Origin of the sequence: Telmatobacter bradus, assembly GCF_048629425.1 — a bacterium.
Classification (GTDB): domain Bacteria; phylum Acidobacteriota; class Terriglobia; order Terriglobales; family Acidobacteriaceae; genus Telmatobacter; species Telmatobacter bradus.
The window spans coordinates 1589872-1607063 of record NZ_CP184532.1; the positions used below are offsets into that span (position 1 = coordinate 1589872).

Annotated in this window: 21 protein-coding genes; 5 read left to right on the forward strand and 16 right to left on the reverse strand. The window is 59.0% G+C overall.

The window, feature by feature from the left end:
• Positions 1-615, reverse strand: coding sequence for a hypothetical protein (locus ACOBR2_RS06860; RefSeq protein WP_420239290.1), 615 nt, complete (start codon positions 613-615; stop codon positions 1-3).
• A gap of 189 nt (positions 616-804) precedes the next feature.
• Here ACOBR2_RS06860 and ACOBR2_RS06865 point away from each other — a divergent pair, with 189 nt between their 5' ends.
• The 3 genes from ACOBR2_RS06865 (at position 805) to ACOBR2_RS06875 (ending at position 2217) form a co-directional block, all read left to right on the forward strand.
• Complete coding sequence (locus tag ACOBR2_RS06865) at positions 805-1197, forward strand: hypothetical protein (protein WP_420239291.1); 393 nt, start codon at positions 805-807, stop codon at positions 1195-1197.
• Positions 1198-1338: 141 nt separating this feature from the next.
• Complete coding sequence (locus ACOBR2_RS06870; RefSeq protein ID WP_420239292.1) at positions 1339-1746, forward strand: vitamin K epoxide reductase family protein; 408 nt, start codon at positions 1339-1341, stop codon at positions 1744-1746.
• Positions 1747-1761: 15 nt separating this feature from the next.
• Positions 1762-2217 (forward strand): cytochrome c-type biogenesis protein, encoded by a 456-nt coding sequence (locus ACOBR2_RS06875; protein WP_420239293.1) that lies wholly within the window; start codon positions 1762-1764, stop codon positions 2215-2217.
• A gap of 164 nt (positions 2218-2381) precedes the next feature.
• Here the strand turns inward: ACOBR2_RS06875 and glyS are convergent, their stop codons facing one another.
• The 7 genes from glyS to recO all read right to left on the reverse strand — a co-directional run bounded on the left by glyS (position 2382) and on the right by recO (position 7733).
• Positions 2382-4466, reverse strand: coding sequence for a glycine--tRNA ligase subunit beta (glyS, locus tag ACOBR2_RS06880; RefSeq protein WP_420239294.1), 2085 nt, complete (start codon positions 4464-4466; stop codon positions 2382-2384).
• A gap of 170 nt (positions 4467-4636) precedes the next feature.
• Complete coding sequence (locus tag ACOBR2_RS06885; RefSeq protein WP_420239295.1) at positions 4637-5596, reverse strand: glycine--tRNA ligase subunit alpha; 960 nt, start codon at positions 5594-5596, stop codon at positions 4637-4639.
• A 60-nt stretch (positions 5597-5656) separates the two neighbouring features.
• Positions 5657-5935, reverse strand: a complete 279-nt coding sequence (locus ACOBR2_RS06890) for a type II toxin-antitoxin system RelE/ParE family toxin (protein WP_420239296.1) — start codon at positions 5933-5935, stop codon at positions 5657-5659.
• Positions 5936-5944: 9 nt separating this feature from the next.
• A complete protein-coding gene (locus tag ACOBR2_RS06895; RefSeq protein ID WP_420239297.1) occupies positions 5945-6163 on the reverse strand; it encodes a hypothetical protein in 219 nt (72 codons plus the stop codon).
• A 48-nt stretch (positions 6164-6211) separates the two neighbouring features.
• Positions 6212-6655 (reverse strand): TA system VapC family ribonuclease toxin, encoded by a 444-nt coding sequence (locus ACOBR2_RS06900; protein ID WP_420239298.1) that lies wholly within the window; start codon positions 6653-6655, stop codon positions 6212-6214.
• Positions 6639-6884 (reverse strand): hypothetical protein, encoded by a 246-nt coding sequence (locus ACOBR2_RS06905; RefSeq protein WP_420239299.1) that lies wholly within the window; start codon positions 6882-6884, stop codon positions 6639-6641. The genes ACOBR2_RS06900 and ACOBR2_RS06905 overlap by 17 nt, the downstream gene beginning before the upstream one ends.
• Positions 6885-6950: 66 nt before the next feature.
• Positions 6951-7733 carry a DNA repair protein RecO gene (gene recO, locus ACOBR2_RS06910; RefSeq protein ID WP_420239300.1) on the reverse strand — a complete coding sequence of 261 codons (783 nt, stop codon included), beginning with the start codon at positions 7731-7733 and terminating at the stop codon, positions 6951-6953.
• Between the two features lie 189 nt (positions 7734-7922).
• On the opposite strand from recO, the gene ACOBR2_RS06915 reads away from it, so the two are divergent.
• Positions 7923-8207 carry an AbrB/MazE/SpoVT family DNA-binding domain-containing protein gene (locus tag ACOBR2_RS06915; RefSeq protein WP_420239301.1) on the forward strand — a complete coding sequence of 95 codons (285 nt, stop codon included), beginning with the start codon at positions 7923-7925 and terminating at the stop codon, positions 8205-8207.
• Entirely contained in the window at positions 8204-8623 is a 420-nt protein-coding gene (locus tag ACOBR2_RS06920) for a PIN domain-containing protein (RefSeq protein WP_420239302.1), read from the forward strand. The genes ACOBR2_RS06915 and ACOBR2_RS06920 overlap by 4 nt, the downstream gene beginning before the upstream one ends.
• 240 nt (positions 8624-8863) lie before the next feature.
• Here ACOBR2_RS06920 and ACOBR2_RS06925 read toward each other — a convergent pair whose 3' ends face one another.
• The 8 genes from ACOBR2_RS06925 to ACOBR2_RS06960 all read right to left on the reverse strand — a co-directional run bounded on the left by ACOBR2_RS06925 (position 8864) and on the right by ACOBR2_RS06960 (position 16965).
• Complete coding sequence (locus tag ACOBR2_RS06925; RefSeq protein WP_420236173.1) at positions 8864-10261, reverse strand: IS1182 family transposase; 1398 nt, start codon at positions 10259-10261, stop codon at positions 8864-8866.
• 68 nt (positions 10262-10329) lie between these two features.
• The gene (locus ACOBR2_RS06930) at positions 10330-10587 is read right to left on the reverse strand and encodes a 4Fe-4S dicluster domain-containing protein (protein ID WP_420239303.1); all 258 of its coding nucleotides are present in this window, start codon (positions 10585-10587) and stop codon (positions 10330-10332) included.
• Positions 10588-10692: 105 nt separating this feature from the next.
• A complete protein-coding gene (locus ACOBR2_RS06935) occupies positions 10693-11577 on the reverse strand; it encodes an inositol monophosphatase family protein (RefSeq protein WP_420239304.1) in 885 nt (294 codons plus the stop codon).
• The gene (locus tag ACOBR2_RS06940) at positions 11574-11867 is read right to left on the reverse strand and encodes an RNA chaperone Hfq (protein ID WP_420239305.1); all 294 of its coding nucleotides are present in this window, start codon (positions 11865-11867) and stop codon (positions 11574-11576) included. Before ACOBR2_RS06940 ends, ACOBR2_RS06935 begins: the two co-directional genes overlap by 4 nt.
• A 129-nt stretch (positions 11868-11996) precedes the next feature.
• Positions 11997-12914, reverse strand: a complete 918-nt coding sequence (locus tag ACOBR2_RS06945) for a hypothetical protein (RefSeq protein WP_420239306.1) — start codon at positions 12912-12914, stop codon at positions 11997-11999.
• Between the two features lie 266 nt (positions 12915-13180).
• Positions 13181-15616 (reverse strand): endopeptidase La, encoded by a 2436-nt coding sequence (gene lon, locus ACOBR2_RS06950; RefSeq protein ID WP_420239307.1) that lies wholly within the window; start codon positions 15614-15616, stop codon positions 13181-13183.
• A 432-nt stretch (positions 15617-16048) separates the two neighbouring features.
• Positions 16049-16297, reverse strand: coding sequence for a hypothetical protein (locus ACOBR2_RS06955; RefSeq protein WP_420239308.1), 249 nt, complete (start codon positions 16295-16297; stop codon positions 16049-16051).
• Positions 16294-16965, reverse strand: a complete 672-nt coding sequence (locus ACOBR2_RS06960; RefSeq protein WP_420239309.1) for an RNA polymerase sigma factor — start codon at positions 16963-16965, stop codon at positions 16294-16296. The genes ACOBR2_RS06955 and ACOBR2_RS06960 overlap by 4 nt, the downstream gene beginning before the upstream one ends.
• Positions 16966-17192 lie beyond the last annotated feature (227 nt).

Genomic DNA, 17192 nt, shown 5'->3' on the forward strand with positions numbered 1-17192 from the left:
TTAGTTCCCCTTGCCCAGACGGGCAGCCAGCCGTTCGGCCAGACTTTCGCCCAACTCGCTCCAAAGCAGACGTGCCGTAGCGCCGGAAGCCTTCTCCACCGCGTGGGCCAGCTCGATCAGCTGGCGGATGTTTTCTTCCACGTGCTTGGCTCCGACCGTACCCAGATCGGCTTCTTCTTCAAGAAACGGACCATCCGAGCCAAAGTCGATGCGAATGTGCCCATCCTGCTCGTAGCTGCCCTCTTCGAAGAGCGGCCCGAAGCCCACCACGCGCACCAGTCGCGGACCACGCGCCCAGCGCGGATCCTGATCTTCGCCGCAGGCTTCCAGTTCCCACAGATCCCAGGCAATCTGGAACTCGTAGGCAAAGTCCTCATGGAGCTGATCGAGGGCCGCAGTCACGGCCACGGTTGGTTCAGCGCCGCGTTCGCCTCCGCCATACACATGCTGCAGGCAGGCGGTTTCGCTCCAGCTCATGGGCCAGACGGTGGCGGAGTAGACGCGTTTTTCTCCGCCGTGGGCGGCAAAGGTGGAAAGCACCGCGGTCAGCTTCTCGGCAAGCGAGGTCAGCCGCAAATTCGGGTACCAGAGGCTCAAATACAGTGTGTCAGACATCTATATAGATTGTAGACGGATAAGGCGGTCGAAAGGGGTAACGAGCGAGGAACAGGAAAGAGGCGGGAAGTGCAAAGAGGGATTCGGTTGCTGGCGGAAGCTGTTGCCGGAGCGGCTTTGCATCCTGCTTTTTTTGCGTGTTTTTGTTGCTGTTCAGTAGCGGCCAGAATGCTCTAGACTCAGCTGTAGATGCGTCGCGTCGCCGCCATCGTGCAATTGCTGGTCTTGGTGCTGCTTTGTAGCGCGCCGCTGCTCCGTGCCGCAACCTGGAGCGACGACTCCGGTCTTCCGCCCTGTTGCCGCCGTCATGGTAAGCACCATTGCGCCATGCTGGACGCGTATTTGCGTGCACGTCGTAGCGGCAAGCCCAGTGTCAGCGCGCCGCCCGGGCATTGCCCCTGCTATCCGCAGCCCGGCAGCCATGCCATCCCTGTGCAGCCTACGCTGGGCACGATTGAAGCTGCGTTGAATCCGCTTGGGCCGCACGTTGTGGAGGTTCTTGAGCTCGTTCTGCCGCAGTTGTTGGCTCATACCACTGCCAGAAGCGCACACGGCAAGCGCGGTCCTCCCGTTCTTCTGTAAATCAGTCTCACTCGCCAACGGAATGCGCACTTTGCACAGAAAAATGCTGGAAGCTCTGCTCCCGTTTTTGGGGGCAGGGAAGCCAGCGTGCCGTTGCGCACGCGATTTTTTTGTTTTACCAACGAAAAGGACAATTCTTCGATGCGCTATCTTCTTGCGTTTCTCGCTCTGGCTGGCATGGTGGTTTCTATGCTTGCCCTGCGCGTGCATTATTCCACGGCCACTGAGCCCTGCTCCATTAACGAGCGCTGGGATTGCGGCGTGGTCAACCACAGCATTTATGCCGAAGTGGCGCATGTGCCGGTGGCGGCGCTGGGCATTGTTGGCTATCTGGTGCTGGCCGGGCTGGCTCTGGTGCGTCGCCGTGGGTTGCTGGCTGCACTAGCCTGCGTGGGCTGTGGCTTTGCGCTTTACCTTACCCACATTGAGCATGATGTGCTGGGGGTCTACTGCCTGTATTGCGTCATTTCGCAGGGTTTGATTGCGCTGCTGGTGCTGCTGGGCCTTGGCTGGACTCTGGCTGCCCGTCGCAAAGCTGCCGCCGTGTAGTAAAAGGAGAATCCCATGCACCTGGCAATGCTGCTTCTGTTCTCCATTGTTTCTCTCACCCCCGCGCAAAAGCAGGAGGTGGACCATCTGGAGCGCCAGTTGATGGCCCCCTGCTGCTATACGCAGACCATTCACGACCACATGAGCGACGTGGCTGAACAGATGCGCGAAGAAGTCGTCGGCATGGTGGCCGCCGGCAAGAGTGAAACCGAAATCAAGAACTATTACCGTGCCAAGTATGGCGAGACGATTCTGGTCACGCCTGCCGGACGCACCGGTCTGGTGACCTTTGGCGTTCCGGTTGCAGTCAGCCTGGCCGCGCTGCTTTTGCTCGCGCTTGTGCTGCGCCGCAGGGTGCTTGCCCGCAGTGCTCCGCAGGCCGCTTTTTCCGCCGCATCCGCGCCTGCCGCAGGCAGCCACGAAGAGGCGCGGATTGCGCAGATTCGCCGCGAACTGGGGGATGCGCTGTAAGCGGTGGTTTATGCATCCGGCTCTGAAGCTTGCAATACACTTTGGGTGCCCCACCTTCGGCGCGTTTTTGTTTGTGCGCCTAGGGCGGGGAGTACGCACAGAGGCAACAGAAAAAGCGCCACGGCATTGCCCGCGGCGCTTTTCCATTGGTTTTGGTGAAAAGATTAGCCGGTGACGATTTCGCTGAAGTCGGCGATGGTGGAGAAGTTCTTCAGCACGCCATCGATCAGGGCCAGATTCGCGCCACGCACGGCCTCATCCTTGTCGAGCACCATCACCTTGTCAAAGAAGGCGTCTACCGTCGGCCGCAGCGTGGCAATCAGCGCCAGAGCTTCGGCGTAGTTGCGCTCATCCCGCAGTGCCGCAACCTTGGGAGCCAGAGCCTGCGTTGCCTGCGCAAGCTTCTGCGCCTCGTCAGCTAAAACAACCGAAGCATTTGCCTGAATTGCAAAGCCCTTGTCAGCAGCCTGCTTGACGATGTTCTTGATGCGCTTGAAGGCAGCCGAGACAGCGGCAAAGTCCTCGCCGCCGCGTACGGCAGTCAGAGCTTCGGCGCGAGCGATGGCGTCGCGCACATCGTCAGAACCAGCGGCCAGCACGGCGCTCACCACGTCGTAGCTGTAGCCCTTCACGTCCTTCAGATAGAAGTTCAGACGCTCCAGCAGGAAGACAGCCACCTGATCGCGGTTGGCGGCTTCGGTTTCGACCGAGGCCAGAACTGCGGAGAGCGAAAGCGTCCACTCTGCTTCGGCCACAATCTTGATGACGCCATTGGCAGCGCGGCGCAGCGCAAAGGGATCCTTCGAGCCGGTCGGCGCCATCTTGATGCCGAACATGGCCACGATGGTCTGAATGCGGTCGGCCAGAGCCAGCAGTTGACCTTCAATCGTTGAAGGGATGGAATCCTCGGTGGAGGCAGGCGTGTACTGCGCGTAGATGGCCTTGCCTACCGTTGCGCCCAGTCCCTGCGCCTCAGCGTAAACGCCGCCGATAATGCCTTGCAGCTCGGTGAATTCCTTCACCAGCTCGGTGGTCAGGTCGGTCTTGGCCAGCTCGGTCGCCTTCAGCAGAGCGGCTTCGTCCACCGTAACGCCTGCGGCCTTCACGGCTGCGGCAAGCTGCTTGACGACGGCCAGATTCTGCTCGGTCTTCCAGTGATAGCTGCCCAACTGCTTTTGGAAGGTGACGTTCTTCAGGCTTTCCACGCGGTCAACGAGAGAAATTTTCTGATCGAAGTCCCAGAAGAAACGGGCATCCTTGAAGCGGGCGCGCAGCACTTTCTGGTTGCCATGCTGGATGGTGGCATAGCCTTCTTTGTCCACCTGAATGTTGAGCACGGCCAGAAAATGCGGGGCGATTTTGCTGTCCGCCGCTTCCACGGCGAAGTACTTCTGGTGGTCGCGCATGACGGTCACCAAAACTTCTTCCGGCAGGACCAGATATTCGGGCTCAAAGTTGCCCAGAATGACGGTGGGCCACTCGGTTAGATGCACAACCGTTTCGAGCAGCGCATCGTCCTTGCGCCAGCGGGCTCCGGGAACAGTTGCGGTGGCATCGTCGAGCGCCTTCACAATTTGAGTGCGGCGGGAGGCCACGTCCACCTTGACGAAAGCCTTCTCCATGGCGGCGGCGTAGCTCTTGGGCGTGCTGAGCACAACCGGAGCTTCGCCGTGCAGAATGCGATGGCCACGGCTGGCGTTGGTCGCGGTAATGCCGGCAATCTCCAGGGGCACAATGGCGGAATCAAGCAATGCCACAACCCAGCGCACGGGGCGGACAAAGCGTTCCGGCTTGCCGAAGCGCCAGTACATGTTTTTGGCCCAGTAGAGCGAGAGCACTTCCTTGGGCAGGTCGGCCTGCAGAATCTCGGTGGCAGCGCGGCCCGGCTTCTTTACCGTCACGCCCACGTACTCGCCCTTGGGGGTGGTCACTTTGCCGAGTGCGGAAACGTCCACGCCTGCTTTTTTGGCAAAGGCCAGTGCGGCACCGGTCGGGACGTCGTCTTTGAAGGCCACCTTCCAGGAGGGGCCAGTCATCTGCTCTTCGGTATCGGCCTGCCCGGCCAGCACACCCTCGGCCACCACGGCTAGACGACGCGGCGTGGAGTAGGTGGTCACCTTGCCGCCCTCGGCCAGCAGGCGCTCACGCGTCAGCAGGTCCAGCACCCGACGGCCCAGTTCGGCCTCGGCGTTTGCAATCATGCGGGCGGGAATCTCATCCAGCCCGATTTCGATCAGAAAGTCTGCCATGATATTGCTTCTCTCACGCTAGCTGCGAGGCGGGAGCTTCTATCTGCCAGCCTCTAGCTTCTAGCTTCTAGCTAGGGCGCTGCCGTTGCCGCGCCATTGGAAACTTCGTTTGCTTCAGAACCTCAGTCTCTGCACGAAAAAGCTGGGGACTAGAGGCTAGAAGCTGGAAGCTAATTCAGCCCCTGCTGCGCCGCGTAGATCTTGGCCACGCCCACCGACAGGTTGCGGATGCGGCCGATCATGCCCACGCGCTCCGTCACGCTGATTGCGCCACGCGCGTCCAGCAGATTGAAGAGGTTCGAGCACTTCAGCGCCAACTCGTAGTTGGAGATGAGCGGGAATCTTTTCTTGTCCTGCACGGAGGCATTCTCATCGGCCAACAGAGCGTTGCCGCGCGCGATCAGTGCCTGCGCCTCGGCTTCGTAGCTGTTGAAGTGGGCCCACAGACGCTCCACGTCGGCTTCCTCGAAGTTGTACACCGAGTACTGCAGCTCTTCCTGCAGGCGAACGTCGCCGTAGGTGACCACCGCGCCGGTTTCAGGATCGCGCGCCCAGACCACGTCGTAGACCGAGTCCACGTCCTGCATGAAGGCGGCCAGACGCTCCAGTCCATAGGTCAGCTCGGAGCAGATCGGGTCTAGATCGAGCCCGCCGCACTGCTGGAAGTAGGTGAACTGGGTGATCTCCATGCCGTCCATCATGACCTGCCAGCCCACGCCCCAGGCGCCCACGGTTGGGCCTTCCCAGTTGTCCTCTTCGAACTTGAGGTCGTGCTTGCTGAGGTCAATGCCGATGGCTTCGAGCGACTTCAGATAGAGTTCCTGCACATTGACCGGTGGCGGCTTCAGAATGAGCTGGAACTGGGTGTGACGATAGAGGCGGTTGGGATTCTCGCCGTAGCGGCCATCGGCCGGACGGCGGGAGGGCTGCGCATAACCCACCTTGTAAGGCTTGGTGCCCTGCACACGCAGAAAGGTTTCGGGAGCCATGGTGCCAGCGCCCACTTCCACGTCGTAGGGCTGCTGCAGGATGCAACCGCGCTCGGCCCAGAAGTTCTGCAGGCGGAAGAGCAGTTCCTGAAAGGTCAGCGCACCGGGCTTCGGCGCGACAGTCGATGATGTTGTAGACACAGGCAAATCTCTCTTATCGGAACTGCGTTCAATTTTAGCAGGGGTGGCAGCGGCAAGCTTTTACGGCCAATTTTGCGCAGCATGATAGACGCGGGAGACTTCAATAGCTTCTGCGGTAATGCGATAGACGGTAATGTATGGCAGGGAGGGGAAGAGCAGTTCCCGTCTGCCCGGCAACCGGGAGCTTTCCCGCTCCAGCAGAGGAAAATCGCGCAGCCTGCCGACGGTTTCATAGATTGTAAAGGCAACTTTTCTGGTTGCTTGGGGACTGTCCCGCTCAATCCATGCACAGATCCGCTCCAGATCATCCGCTGCCGGAACAGACCACAGAATTTCCATGGGGACGGGCTAGAAGAAGCGGTGAAGGCGTTCGCCAACCTGTTCATGGGGCAGGAATTCGCCACGGGCAAGTGCAGATTCTCCCCGCTCAACCGCTGCGCGCAGACGATCTTCTTCCTGCAGGCAGCTTGCGAGCATGCCCTGAACAACCTCATTCAGCGGCAGGCATTGTTGCGCGGCTCGCAGCGCCAGACGGCTTTCAAGATCGGGATTGAGCTGCAGATCCATAGCTGAATTGTAGGAAGTTTCCGCGTCTGGGGCAATCGAAAATCCTGGTTATGCCAGCGTCAGTACAGAATCTTTGAACTCTTCGCCAGCCATAGCCTGTATGTGCCGGTCGAGGGTGACGAGCGTGGCTCCGTTATGAATGGCCAATCCCAGCAGCAGGGCGTCGGTCACCTGTTTGTAGCCGTGCAGGCGGCTGGAAAAGGGCGCGACCAGTTCCAGCCATGGGCGGTTCATGGGCAAGTAGCTGCAGTTCGGGGAGCAGGCGATCTGCCGCAGTAGTTCTGTGGCAACCTTCATGGAGACCGCGTACAGATGCGGAGAGCACATGAGGCGCACAAAACCGGCCTCGGTTATGTTGCACAGAAGAAAGGCTTCATGGCCGCATTCACTGAACCACGTTGTGGCTGGAATATAGCCTGTATGGTCTCTGTCACTGAGGGCGAGCAGAATGTTCACGTCGGGCAGGTAGCGGCGATTAGATAAAGTCTTCATCTTGAGCAGCGAGCACCATCTCTGTGGTGATACGGCGAGCGGTGGTTGGCAAAAGCGGCCATCCGGAGGGAGAAATCTCAAACACAGTTTTTACCGGTTCTGCGGTCTCTGCCGTCTTGCCCTTGCGGATTAGCTCGGAGATGGCTTCCCCCAGCGTGATGCCATTGGCGTCGGCATAGAGCATGGCGAACTCGCGGGCGTCGTCGGCAATGTTGACGTTGGTGCGCATGGATCAAGTTTGCACCTGTTTGAAAATGGGTGCAAGGAATAAAAAAGGTGCAGCGTGGAACGTTCGTCACCCGCCCAGTCGTGCCAGAGCCTCCGAGGAGCGCAGCTTTTTCTCCAGATGCTGTTCCAGTGACTGCAGGGTGAAGCGGCGCAGATCCTGGCAGCGGCGGCGGGGAAACGGCTCCGGGGCAAAGCTGGCCACAGGGGAACGCAACATCCGCAGGGCCATCTGCCAACTGTCGGCGGTAAGCGGCTGGGCTGCGCCCGAGCGATGCTGCGGGCAGAAAAGGCCGTCGGAGTGGCTGTGGAAGTAGGCTTCGCCCGCCTGCAGGGTCTTGGTGCAGGCCGTGCAGCGGGTCAGGTCGGGCAGCAGACCCATCAGCCGCGTCATCCAGAGCTGAAAGTAGGTGAGCGCCATCCATGGACCGGCGAGCGAGGCAGCAGTGCCGTTGGGCGGGCTGGATGGCAGGGCCTGGGTGTGCTCAAGTACGGCGGCAAGCAGGCGGAAGACCGTCTCCTGCGGGTCGTGCTCGGGCAGGCTCTCGTCCAACAGCTCGGCGTAGAAGCTGAGCACCGTCATTCGGGCCAGATCCACCGGCTTCGAGAGTGGAGAGGAAGAAATCTCCAGCTGATCGAGCCGGACCAGTTCCTGGCGAGGTTTATCGGCGAACCAGGCGCGGGCCAGCGTCATGGGCTCCAGCGCGCCACCAAAGCGTTTGCGGCTTTTGAGCGCCGATTTGGCCACTCCGCGCAGCAGTCCGAAGTCGCGCGTGAAAAAGCTTACGATCAGGTCGGCCTCGCGGACCGGCCAACAGCGCAACACCACGGCCTCGGAGCTGTGTACAGGCATCGATTTTTATCTTCGCATCCGGAGCGGTTTGCGGGGCAGGGTTGTAGGTTTTTTCTGGTACTGGAGAAAATGGTTGCAGGGTAAGGAGTATTTTTTAAAGTAAGGAGAATGAGTGAAGGTAAGGCATGTAAATAAAAGTAAGGAGATTGTTGAAAAGTAAGGTACGCTAGGAGGCCTAGCGAGGTTTTTATGGCGACGGCGACGGTTACATCCAAGGGGCAGATCACCATTCCGGTCGAAGTGCGGCGAGCGATGGGACTGGAAGCAGGAGATGAGGTTGAGTTTGTTGAATCGGCCAAGGGGAGATTTGCGTTGCAGCCCAGGAATGGTTCGATTCGCGATCTGGCAGGTTGTGTGCGCAGGCTCAGCTACATACCGACAGTGGAACAGATGAACGAAGATCTGTTGGACGAAGCGGCAGCCAGCTTTGCAGCCAGCGTAGTGCGATTCGGTCCTGAGGGTGAAGCTGCATGATCGGGATCGACACTAACGTCTTGATCCGCTATTTTGTGCGGGATGACCCCAAGCAGACACACATAGCCACGGAGCTGATCTTCAGTCTAAGTGTGGATGAGCCGGGGTGGATTGCAATTCCAGTTTTGGTAGAGACGGTATGGACGTTGCGGCGCACTTACCGGTTGGAAAGGGCGGCGATTGCGGCGATTCTTGAGCAGATGCTGGCAAGCCGCGAGCTTTTTGTGGAGCAGCGCGAACTCGCGCAGCAAGCGCTGGCGGTCTTTCGCAGCACCCGCGCCGACTTTGCCGATTGCCTGATTGCCGCCTCGGCTCGTCGGGCAGGCTGTGAGCGGCTGGTCACTTTCGACCGGGTGGCGGCACGCGATGCGGGCATGGAGTTTTTGTGCGAAGCTGCGCCTGTGGCAACCGAATAACCTTCAGCAGAATTACAGCAAAGCGCAAACACGCATCGAGCGCTGAACCCGATGCGCGTTTGCGCTTTGCTATTGGATGGAGCAGTTCCTAGGAGTCTGTCGCTCATAGCGTTTGCGATTTTTGCAGGAGATGTCGGCCTGGCTGCGCAGTACTGGATTTGTCTGTTGCTGTCAGTTTTTCTCTACCGCACCGTATCTTTGAGGCGCGACTCTGATTCGGATTCTGATCTTTCGTTGTTTTTACGCGTTTTGCAGTGCCCATCCGGAGCGAAAGAGCTTCAACAGATTGCTGACCGCGCACACCAGCCTCCACTCTCCGCTCACATTCTGTTTGCCGCGCATGCTGAAGCGACGAAAACCGCGGCACTCCTTGATTTGTCCAAAGACCGGTTCCACGATCGCCTTGCGTCTTTTGTAGACTGCGCGTCCGGCCTCGGTCTTCAACTTATGTTGCATTTGTTCTCGTGCCGTTGCATCTGACGGGGCTTCACCACAGGCTATCTCCGTTGGATCACTATGTTTGTCGCGGCCTGTGGCGATGTATAAGTCGATTTCAGCTACCGTTGCGTCGGTCACATTTGCTTCGCTGAAGTAGCCGGTATCAGCGCTGACTTTCTCGGGCTTTTGGGCAAGATTCTTTTCGATCTGTGCCACCATCGGCAGTAATTGTTTTTTGTCGTTCGTCTCCTGCGTAACCGCGGCGGCCACGATTACCTGCGCGATGGAATCGACCGCGATCTGCGCATTATAAGCCTGTAAAAAGCTGCCTTTATTGGCGCCATCCGGCATGATGCGGCTCTCCGGATCCGTGAAGTTGCGCTGATCCTTGTCTGCGGGTTTTGCCTTGTCCGGATCAGGGGGATTCGACTTGCGACCACGTTTCTTTTTGCCCGCGCGACGATCTTCTTCCTCGTCAGCCTGTTTCTTTTCTGCTTCAGCAAGTTTCTGCTCAGCCTTCTCGCGGGCCTCGTCTTCGAGTGCCTGCTTCGCTTCGCGAATCTTCTGCAACCGGCTCTCGCGTCGCTGTAACTCGTCGGGAAGTTCTTCGCCGTTCCGATCCTTGCCGTACTGCGCGTCCTCGTCGGCATCCGCTTTTTCCGCAGCAGCCAACAGAGCGTTGATTTCCTGCTTCAGGCGCGCCTCGCTCTCGGTCATGCGCTGGTAGCTCATCGCCTTGTGCTTGCTGGCGTTCGCCCTGATCTTTGTTCCATCGATCGACACATGACCCAGCTTAACCAGACCGGCTTTTGCGCACAGCAACAAGGCCTGCGTGAACAGTTCGGACAGCGCAGCCAGATGCCGTTTGCGAAACTCGGCCAGCGTGGCGTGGTCCGGATGCTGGTCGCCGGAAAGATAGCGAAATGCCACGTCTTCCCAGGTATGCTTCTCAAGCCTGCGTGAGCTGTAAACGCCCGTGGCATAACCGTACAAAAGAAGGCGAACCATCATCTCCGGAGCATAAGCCGACTGGCCGCGACCATCCTTCTCGCGATACGAAGCATAGATCGATTCAAGATCCAATGCCGAAACCACATCCACGACAAAACGAGCCAAATGGCCGTCAGGTAGCCAGTCGTGAAGGCTGGGTGGAAACAGAAGCGTCTGGTTGACCGTGTCTGGAAGGAAGTTCTGGCCCATAACAAAATCGTAATCTGCTGGGCCTGGTCTGGACCAGGACCTCGGGCAATTCTATGGGCGACAGACTCCTAGGCGTAGTGAGCAGCGTTCTTGTCGGCGAAGCTGGCCCACTTTTCCGGCAGGTCGTCGGCGGCGAAGATGGCCGAAACCGGGCAGGCAGGCACGCAGGCTCCGCAATCGATGCACTCGACAGGATCGATGAACAGCTGATCGTGCGAGCCGAAGCTGTCTTCATCCTTCTTGGGATGGATGCAATCAACCGGACAGGCGTCTACACAGGCGGTGTCCTTGGTGCCGATACAAGGTTCTGCGATTACGTGGGGCATCGTTCTTTCTCCGGGGAATCGATATTGGTGGTGGATGATGGCACAGTCGCCATGAATTGACCTCCGGCAGACTGCACAGGACAAGCAAGAGAAAACGCTTTGCGCCTATTTTGCTCTTTCAGCGCGTAAGCGTGCAAACTCTTCCGGGGTGGGGATCGGCGAAAGATCCCGGCCTGCGAACAGATTCTCAAAGAGTGTGACCATTTCGCCATGGATCAGACCATTCGAGGCTAGAACCTCGCGGCTGTCGAGCTTGTAATGATTGCCTGCATAATCGCTGACCTTGCCGCCAGCCTCTTCCACCAGCAGGATGCCTGCGGCGGTGTCCCAGGGGTTCAGGTTGAACTCCCAGAAGGCGTCCAGTCGTCCGCTGGCAATGTAAGCCAGGTCGAGCGCGGCTGAGCCGCCACGGCGCACACCGTGCGAGCGCAGCGTGAACTCGTGATAGAAGTGGACGTTGGGGCTGTCGTGGCGCTTGCGGCTGGGAAAGCCGGTGGCGGAGATCGACTCGGCCAGCACGGGAATCTTCGAGACGTGAATCGGGCGACCGTTCAGGGTTGCGCCCTTGCCGCGCTCGGCAGCATAGAGTTCGTCGCGCAGCGGATCGTAAATGACGCCGGCCACCAGTTGGCCGTCTTTGCCCTCAGCCAAGCCTGCGGGGCGGTGTTCCAGACCCATGGAAACGCAGAACTGCGGATGGCCGTGGGCAAAGTTGGTGGTTCCGTCCAGCGGATCGACGTACCAGCGGTACTCGCTCTGGAGGCGCTCGCGGGTGCCCTCTTCGCCCCAGATGCCGTGCTCGGGAAAGACCTCGCTGAGTCGCTGGCGGATGAGTTTTTCCACCGTGCGGTCAGCCACCGTTACCAGATCGACGTCGCCCTTGTACTCGGTTTCGACGCCCTGGGCATAGAATTCGCGCAGTCGTGCTCCGGCCTCGCGTGCGATCAGCTGGGCCTGGGGTGTCCAGCGCAATTCTGCGACTTCACTCAACGTGCTTCCTCGCTTTCGGGTTTGCGGCGACGGGCCCGTCCGGGGGCCGCTTCGCTGATGGTACGGATCTGGTGCTTGTAGATGAATAGATTTGGCCGTCCCTCACGGGTCAGGCGCAACATACCGTCGTCAAAATACTCAATCCAGCCACGCACGCTTTCGCCATCGCGCAACTGGATGCTGACGTTGATCTGGCGATCGCTGAGCGAGCGCAGATACATGGCCTCCTGCCCGGTTTCGCCCGGTGGAGGCGTCTTCGAGCGACGCCGGGTGGAATAAACGGCATTCATGGCTTCATTGTAGATGCAGCAGCGCAGGCAGCGGGTGCAAAGGTGGGTGGGGAAAGTGGCTGGTTCCCACGGTATCGCGTGTGGGGTGCGGTGGGAACCAGCACTGTATTTTCTGATCCAACCGGAACTTTAAACCTGTTTGAAGAGGAAGGCGGTGGGTGTTCCCCATAGATTGCGGGCGCGGTCTTCATAAAAAATGCTGAACTCGACGCCGGAAATGTCGTAGTCGAACAGCGGTACGCGATCGAAGGTGTAGTCGCCATGGGCCGAGTACTCGTCGCCGCTGCAGTCGATCATGAGCGTAGCGGCGGTGGAAAGGCGCTCGGGATGCGTAAGCAGCATGGAGGCGATGGCGAACGCGCCCAGTCCGTATTCATTGCCCGCCAGGACGGCGCGGGTGCGGCGGGCCGAGGAACCGCGATGCAGCATACCGAATTGTGCTGCAACCACCAGAATGTCGGGATCGCCCTGCTGTTCGCAAAGAATGCGCTGCGCAATCGTGGCGCGCTCACTGTTGCGCAGATACTTTTCGCCCATGCGCTCGAAAATGCGATTGGAAAAACGCCTTCGCTCGCCAATCTTGTTCACCATGTTCAGAGCAGCCTGATTGTAGGTGGGGGCGAGTGCGCTCCAGCGGGGAATGGCAAACCAGCCTTCCGCGCCATCCGGCAAAGGCCGTCGTGCCAGTTTTTCATTGCAGGTTTGCAGCCCGGGAAAGGCCTTGCGCAGTTCGGTTACTTGCGCTTCGATGGACTTGATCCGGTAGGTGGGCGGATAAACGCGGTCGGAACCAACGGCTTCGTCGTGGAACTTGTTGCTGGCAGTGTGCAATCGGATGGCTTCAGCCACCTGCGTAACAAGGTGCTCTTTCAGCGTCCGTTGATTGTCCAGTACAGCCTGTGCGCTTTGCTTGTCCAGTTGTTCGAGAACACTTTCATAAGCCTCGGTCACGATTTCCTGCAGCAGGTTATTCAGCATCTGCTCCTGGAATGCAGTGATATTGCCGGAGATAAGAAGGGGAACGATGTGTGGTGTATTCGTCTGCATAGTAGCCATTTTCACCGCTTCGCCACGCCGGAACGTGGGAGAGTCTGTGTTGCTTATCGACACCAGGTGTTGATTTCACGAGGTAAGGCTTTCACCAGAGTATTATGCCCGGGCTGGTCGAAGAAAACGTAAATACTGCGTGTAGTCTGTGGGAAAAGAAGAAACAGGACAAAACTCAGCGGGGAATCGGGGGAAGAGAATTTTGCCTGTTTCCTGCGCAAGGCCGACCTTCTGGTCGGCCTTGCGCGGAGCGTTGAAGAGCGGCTCTAGCTGACGCTGCCCGAGTGTTGTGCGGCTTCCTGGGTTGTGGTGTCGGGGCGGGCCTTGAGCAGCGGCAGCGCCACGGCCAGCACGTCCTCGACGTGCGAGGCATAGTGCACATCAACGCCTTCCATCATCTCCGGCGTCAGATCTTCCTCTACATTTTGGCGGTTTTCAGCGGGCAGAATGATCGTCCGTACGCCAGCCCGCCGCGCGGCCAGGAACTTCTCCTTGATGCCGCCCACCGGCAGCACGTGGCCGCTGAGGGTGATCTCACCGGTCATGGCGGTCAGCGGACGCACCGGTGTGTCGGTCAGCAGCGAGGCCAGCACCGTGGCCATGGTCACGCCAGCCGAGGGACCGTCCTTGGGAATGGCTCCGGCGGGCACATGAATGTGCAGGTCCAGATCCTTGTTGAAGTCGTCGGCCAGCCCGAGTTTGTCAAAGTTCGAGCGCACCCAGGTGAATGCGGCTTGCATGGATTCCTGCATGACCTCGCCGATCTGGCCGGTCATGTTGAAGCCGCCCTTGCCCTTCATCTTGTTGGCCTCGATGAAGAGCACGTCGCCGCCCGCCGGTGTCCAGGCCAGACCCACAGCCACACCGGGACGCTTGACGCGCTCGGCGACCTCGGTGTCCACTCGCACCTGAATGCCGCCCAGGAACTCCTTGATGACCTCGCGGGTGACGATCAGCTTGTCCGTCTTGCCCTCGACCACGCGTCGCGCCTGCTTGCGGCAGACCGTGCCGATGACCTGTTCGAGTTTGCGCACGCCGGCCTCGCGAGTGTAATGTCGCACCAGGTGGCCGATCGCATCATTGGGAATCTCAATCTGCTCCTCGGTAATGCCGTTTTCCTTGATCTGGCGCGGGATCAAGTAGCGGATGGCGATGTGCAGCTTTTCTTCCTCGCTGTAGCCTTCGAGCGGAATCAGTTCCATTCTGTCCAGCAGCGGTGCCGGGACGGGGTCAAGCTGGTTGGCGGTGCAAATGAAGAGCACCTTCGACAGATCAAACGGCACATCCAGATAGTTGTCGCGGAAGGTGTTGTTCTGCTCCGGATCGAGCGTTTCCAGCAGCGCCGAGGCCGGATCGCCGCGGAAGTCGCGGCCAAGTTTATCAATTTCGTCCAGCATGATGACCGGATCGTTGGTCTCGGCGCGGCGGACGGACTGGATGATCTGGCCGGGCAGTGCGCCAATGTAGGTGCGGCGATGGCCACGGATCTCGGCCTCGTCGTGCATGCCGCCGAGCGAGATGCGCTGGAACTTGCGGCCGAGCGCCCGGGCAATGGAGCGACCCAGGCTGGTTTTGCCCACGCCCGGAGGTCCGACAAAGCACAGGATCGGTCCCTTCATGTCGGGCTTCAGTTCGAGCACGCTCAGATAGTCGAGGATGCGCTCCTTGACCTTCTTTAGCTCGTAGTGGTCTTCGTCGAGCGTCTCCTTGGCCTTGCCGATGTCCACCTTGCTCCCGGAGCTTTTGGCCCAGGGCAGCGAAGCAAGCCACTCGATGTAATTGCGCGTCATGGAGTAGTCGGCGGCCATGGGCGACATGCGCGAAAGGCGGTTGAGTTCCTTCACCGCTTCTTTCTTCACGTCCTCGGGCATGCCGGCGGCGTCGATCTTCTGGCGCAGTTCCTCGCTCTCGCGCTGGCCCTCGTCCTGCTCGCCGAGTTCCTTCTGGATGGCCTTGAGCTGCTCGCGCAGGTAGTAGTCGCGCTGCGATTGCTGCACCTGATCCTGCACTTCGGACTGGATCTTCGAGCGCAGTTGTTGTACTTCGATCTCTTTGGCCAGCAGCTTGTTGATCTGCTCCAGGCGGTCGTAGATGCCGGGGGTTTCCAGGATCTGCTGCTTTTCATCGGTGGTCAGAAAAGGCAACGAGCTGGAGACGAAGTCCACCAGGCGGCTGGGATCGTCGATGTTAGCGGCAATGGTGCGCAACTCGTCGGAGAGCGTCTGCGATTCCGAGACGATTTGCTGGAACTGGGAGACGACGTTGCGCTCGAGCGCCTCAAAGCCCGAGCTGAGGCTGGGGTCGACGTCGGCCAGCGACTCCACTTCAGCAATCATGTACGGCTCGGTCTGCACAAAGCGCAGTAAACGCACGCGTTCCACGCCCTCAGTAAAGACAAAACGGCTCTGGTTGGGCATGCGCACGACTTTGTGCACCGTGGCGAGCGTGCCCACGACATGCAAATCGTTGGGCAGGGGTGTGTCCTGGCGGGCGTCGCGCTGCGTGGCCACGATAATCGTGCGTTCCTCGCCCAGCGCTTCAATCAGCTGAATGGAACTTTCGCGTCCTACCGTCAACGGCAGAACGGCATGGGGGAACAGGACGGTATCGCGTACCGGAAGGACGGCAATGCGGCGGATAGCCTGCGGCTCGGTTTCAGCAGCGGACTTGGGGAGGGGCGAATCGGAAGACGGTGTTTGCATTGAGTGTCCCTTTGTCAACTTTTCTACATTAGACAGTGTAGAAAATCAAAAAGTTTCAGAATCCGCGATGTGAACGCTGTTTTTGGCTGCCTTCAGCCTGCACTCTCTGGAGTACGCACTTCAGCCAGGGGTGGTTCCGGATTGCTTCTGGTGGCAATCGCCTGTGCTAACTCATTGATAATGATAGGGTTTCTTGTTTCGGCGTCCCTTTTCGGTTTGCCGGGCCCTGTCTGCTGAAGGTTCTATCGGCCAAAGTGCAGGTAAAGTGAGCAGGATCAGGAGAACGAGCGGGGAGAAAAATTGCAGGCCGGATTAGGAAGGAAAAAAGGGAGGAAGATTCTTTTTGGGAAAGAATCTTCGGACAACATGCCTAAAAATGCTGCGTCCTCCAGGTTCAGGGCGCTTTGTGATTGGAGCAGGTTGGAGGAGTGGCTATTTTTTGTTGTTTTCCTCTCGCCAAAGGGCGGATTCGATCTGTTCCCATAGTTTGTCAGGTGGTTCGACTGGGGGCAGAAGTTGTCGGGCGGCTTCGGCTATGGTTTCCAGATCGGTCAAAAGTGCCCCGCAGAGGGCGCATTCCTGCAGGTGGGGGTGATCATACAGGTTCTGGCCAGCACCGATCAGTTCCGGCATCAGGGCCTGAAAGGCTTCGCAGCCGATGTTTTTCTGCTGTTCGCTCATGACCGTACCTCCTGTTGGGCGGACAGGCGCAGGGCATCGCGCAGTTTCAGGCGCGCCTTGTGAAGCTGGGACTTACTGTTGCCTATGGAGCAATCGAGCATGGCGGCAATCTCATTATGTTCATATCCCTCCACGTCATGGAGGATAAAGACGAGTCTGTAGCCAGCGGGAAGTTCTCCGATGGCTCGTTCCAGAGTCAGGCGGTCGATGGCTTCGGTCAGTGTTCGGTCCGCCGCACCGAAGTAGTGGCTGGGGCGCTCTTCCGGCTGGGGCTCCATGGCTTCATCGAGCGAGATCAGCTGCAGGCCTTTGCGCCGGAGCTGCATCAGGACCACGTTAATGGTCAGACGGTGTAGCCAGGTGGAAAAGGCGGAATCGCCACGAAATGTGCTGATTTTACGGTGTAGTTGCAGAAAAGCTTCCTGGGTCAGATCCTCGGCTTCAGTAGGGTTGGCCACCATGCGTAGGCAGAGGGAGTAGATACGCCGTTTTTGCTGGTTATAGATCTGGGCAAAGGCATGATGGTCGCCGTTCTGGGCGCGTTGCAGGATCGGATCAAGCTCGAACGGGGGGGCAGGAATCTCGGCGGTCTGGCTGTCAGCCTCAGGGGGCAACAGCGCTTGAGAAATCTTTTCGGGAGCCACTTCTACATCTTTTGCTGGCTGCATAAGGCTCCTCGGGGTGGTTCATTCGGTACGTTGGGGCTGTGTCCGACTAGATCCTCGATAGTATAAAAGCAAGAGGCACAACTTCGGAGAGCTAGGCGAAGGAAAACCGCGGCATCGGCGTTGTGAGTTTCCGGCCCGATAGCGTGGCTGTGCTTTTCAGGGGATATGCCCCGGCATTTCGGGAGAATGGATTGTGCGTAATTTGCTGATGGCGGTACGAGGCCCAA

What these genes read in the sequence shown, in the direction of transcription:
- lon (WP_420239307.1), bottom strand. Translation starts at nt 15,616, where the DNA reads ATGCAAACACCGTCTTCCGATTCGCCCCTCCCCAAGTCCGCTGCTGAA.
- ACOBR2_RS06940 (WP_420239305.1), bottom strand. Translation starts at nt 11,867, where the DNA reads ATGAATGCCGTTTATTCCACCCGGCGTCGCTCGAAGACGCCTCCACCG.
- ACOBR2_RS06925 (WP_420236173.1), bottom strand. Translation starts at nt 10,261, where the DNA reads ATGGGCCAGAACTTCCTTCCAGACACGGTCAACCAGACGCTTCTGTTT.
- ACOBR2_RS06905 (WP_420239299.1), bottom strand. Translation starts at nt 6,884, where the DNA reads ATGCGCACCAACGTCAACATTGCCGACGACGCCCGCGAGTTCGCCATG.
- ACOBR2_RS06875 (WP_420239293.1), top strand. Translation starts at nt 1,762, where the DNA reads ATGCACCTGGCAATGCTGCTTCTGTTCTCCATTGTTTCTCTCACCCCC.
- ACOBR2_RS06865 (WP_420239291.1), top strand. Translation starts at nt 805, where the DNA reads ATGCGTCGCGTCGCCGCCATCGTGCAATTGCTGGTCTTGGTGCTGCTT.
- ACOBR2_RS06870 (WP_420239292.1), top strand. Translation starts at nt 1,339, where the DNA reads ATGCGCTATCTTCTTGCGTTTCTCGCTCTGGCTGGCATGGTGGTTTCT.
- ACOBR2_RS06915 (WP_420239301.1), top strand. Translation starts at nt 7,923, where the DNA reads ATGGCGACGGCGACGGTTACATCCAAGGGGCAGATCACCATTCCGGTC.
- ACOBR2_RS06900 (WP_420239298.1), bottom strand. Translation starts at nt 6,655, where the DNA reads ATGAAGACTTTATCTAATCGCCGCTACCTGCCCGACGTGAACATTCTG.
- ACOBR2_RS06920 (WP_420239302.1), top strand. Translation starts at nt 8,204, where the DNA reads ATGATCGGGATCGACACTAACGTCTTGATCCGCTATTTTGTGCGGGAT.
- glyS (WP_420239294.1), bottom strand. Translation starts at nt 4,466, where the DNA reads ATGGCAGACTTTCTGATCGAAATCGGGCTGGATGAGATTCCCGCCCGC.
- ACOBR2_RS06930 (WP_420239303.1), bottom strand. Translation starts at nt 10,587, where the DNA reads ATGCCCCACGTAATCGCAGAACCTTGTATCGGCACCAAGGACACCGCC.
- ACOBR2_RS06890 (WP_420239296.1), bottom strand. Translation starts at nt 5,935, where the DNA reads ATGGAAATTCTGTGGTCTGTTCCGGCAGCGGATGATCTGGAGCGGATC.
- ACOBR2_RS06945 (WP_420239306.1), bottom strand. Translation starts at nt 12,914, where the DNA reads ATGCAGACGAATACACCACACATCGTTCCCCTTCTTATCTCCGGCAAT.
- recO (WP_420239300.1), bottom strand. Translation starts at nt 7,733, where the DNA reads ATGCCTGTACACAGCTCCGAGGCCGTGGTGTTGCGCTGTTGGCCGGTC.
- ACOBR2_RS06895 (WP_420239297.1), bottom strand. Translation starts at nt 6,163, where the DNA reads ATGGATCTGCAGCTCAATCCCGATCTTGAAAGCCGTCTGGCGCTGCGA.
- ACOBR2_RS06860 (WP_420239290.1), bottom strand. Translation starts at nt 615, where the DNA reads ATGTCTGACACACTGTATTTGAGCCTCTGGTACCCGAATTTGCGGCTG.
- ACOBR2_RS06955 (WP_420239308.1), bottom strand. Translation starts at nt 16,297, where the DNA reads ATGAGCGAACAGCAGAAAAACATCGGCTGCGAAGCCTTTCAGGCCCTG.
- ACOBR2_RS06960 (WP_420239309.1), bottom strand. Translation starts at nt 16,965, where the DNA reads ATGCAGCCAGCAAAAGATGTAGAAGTGGCTCCCGAAAAGATTTCTCAA.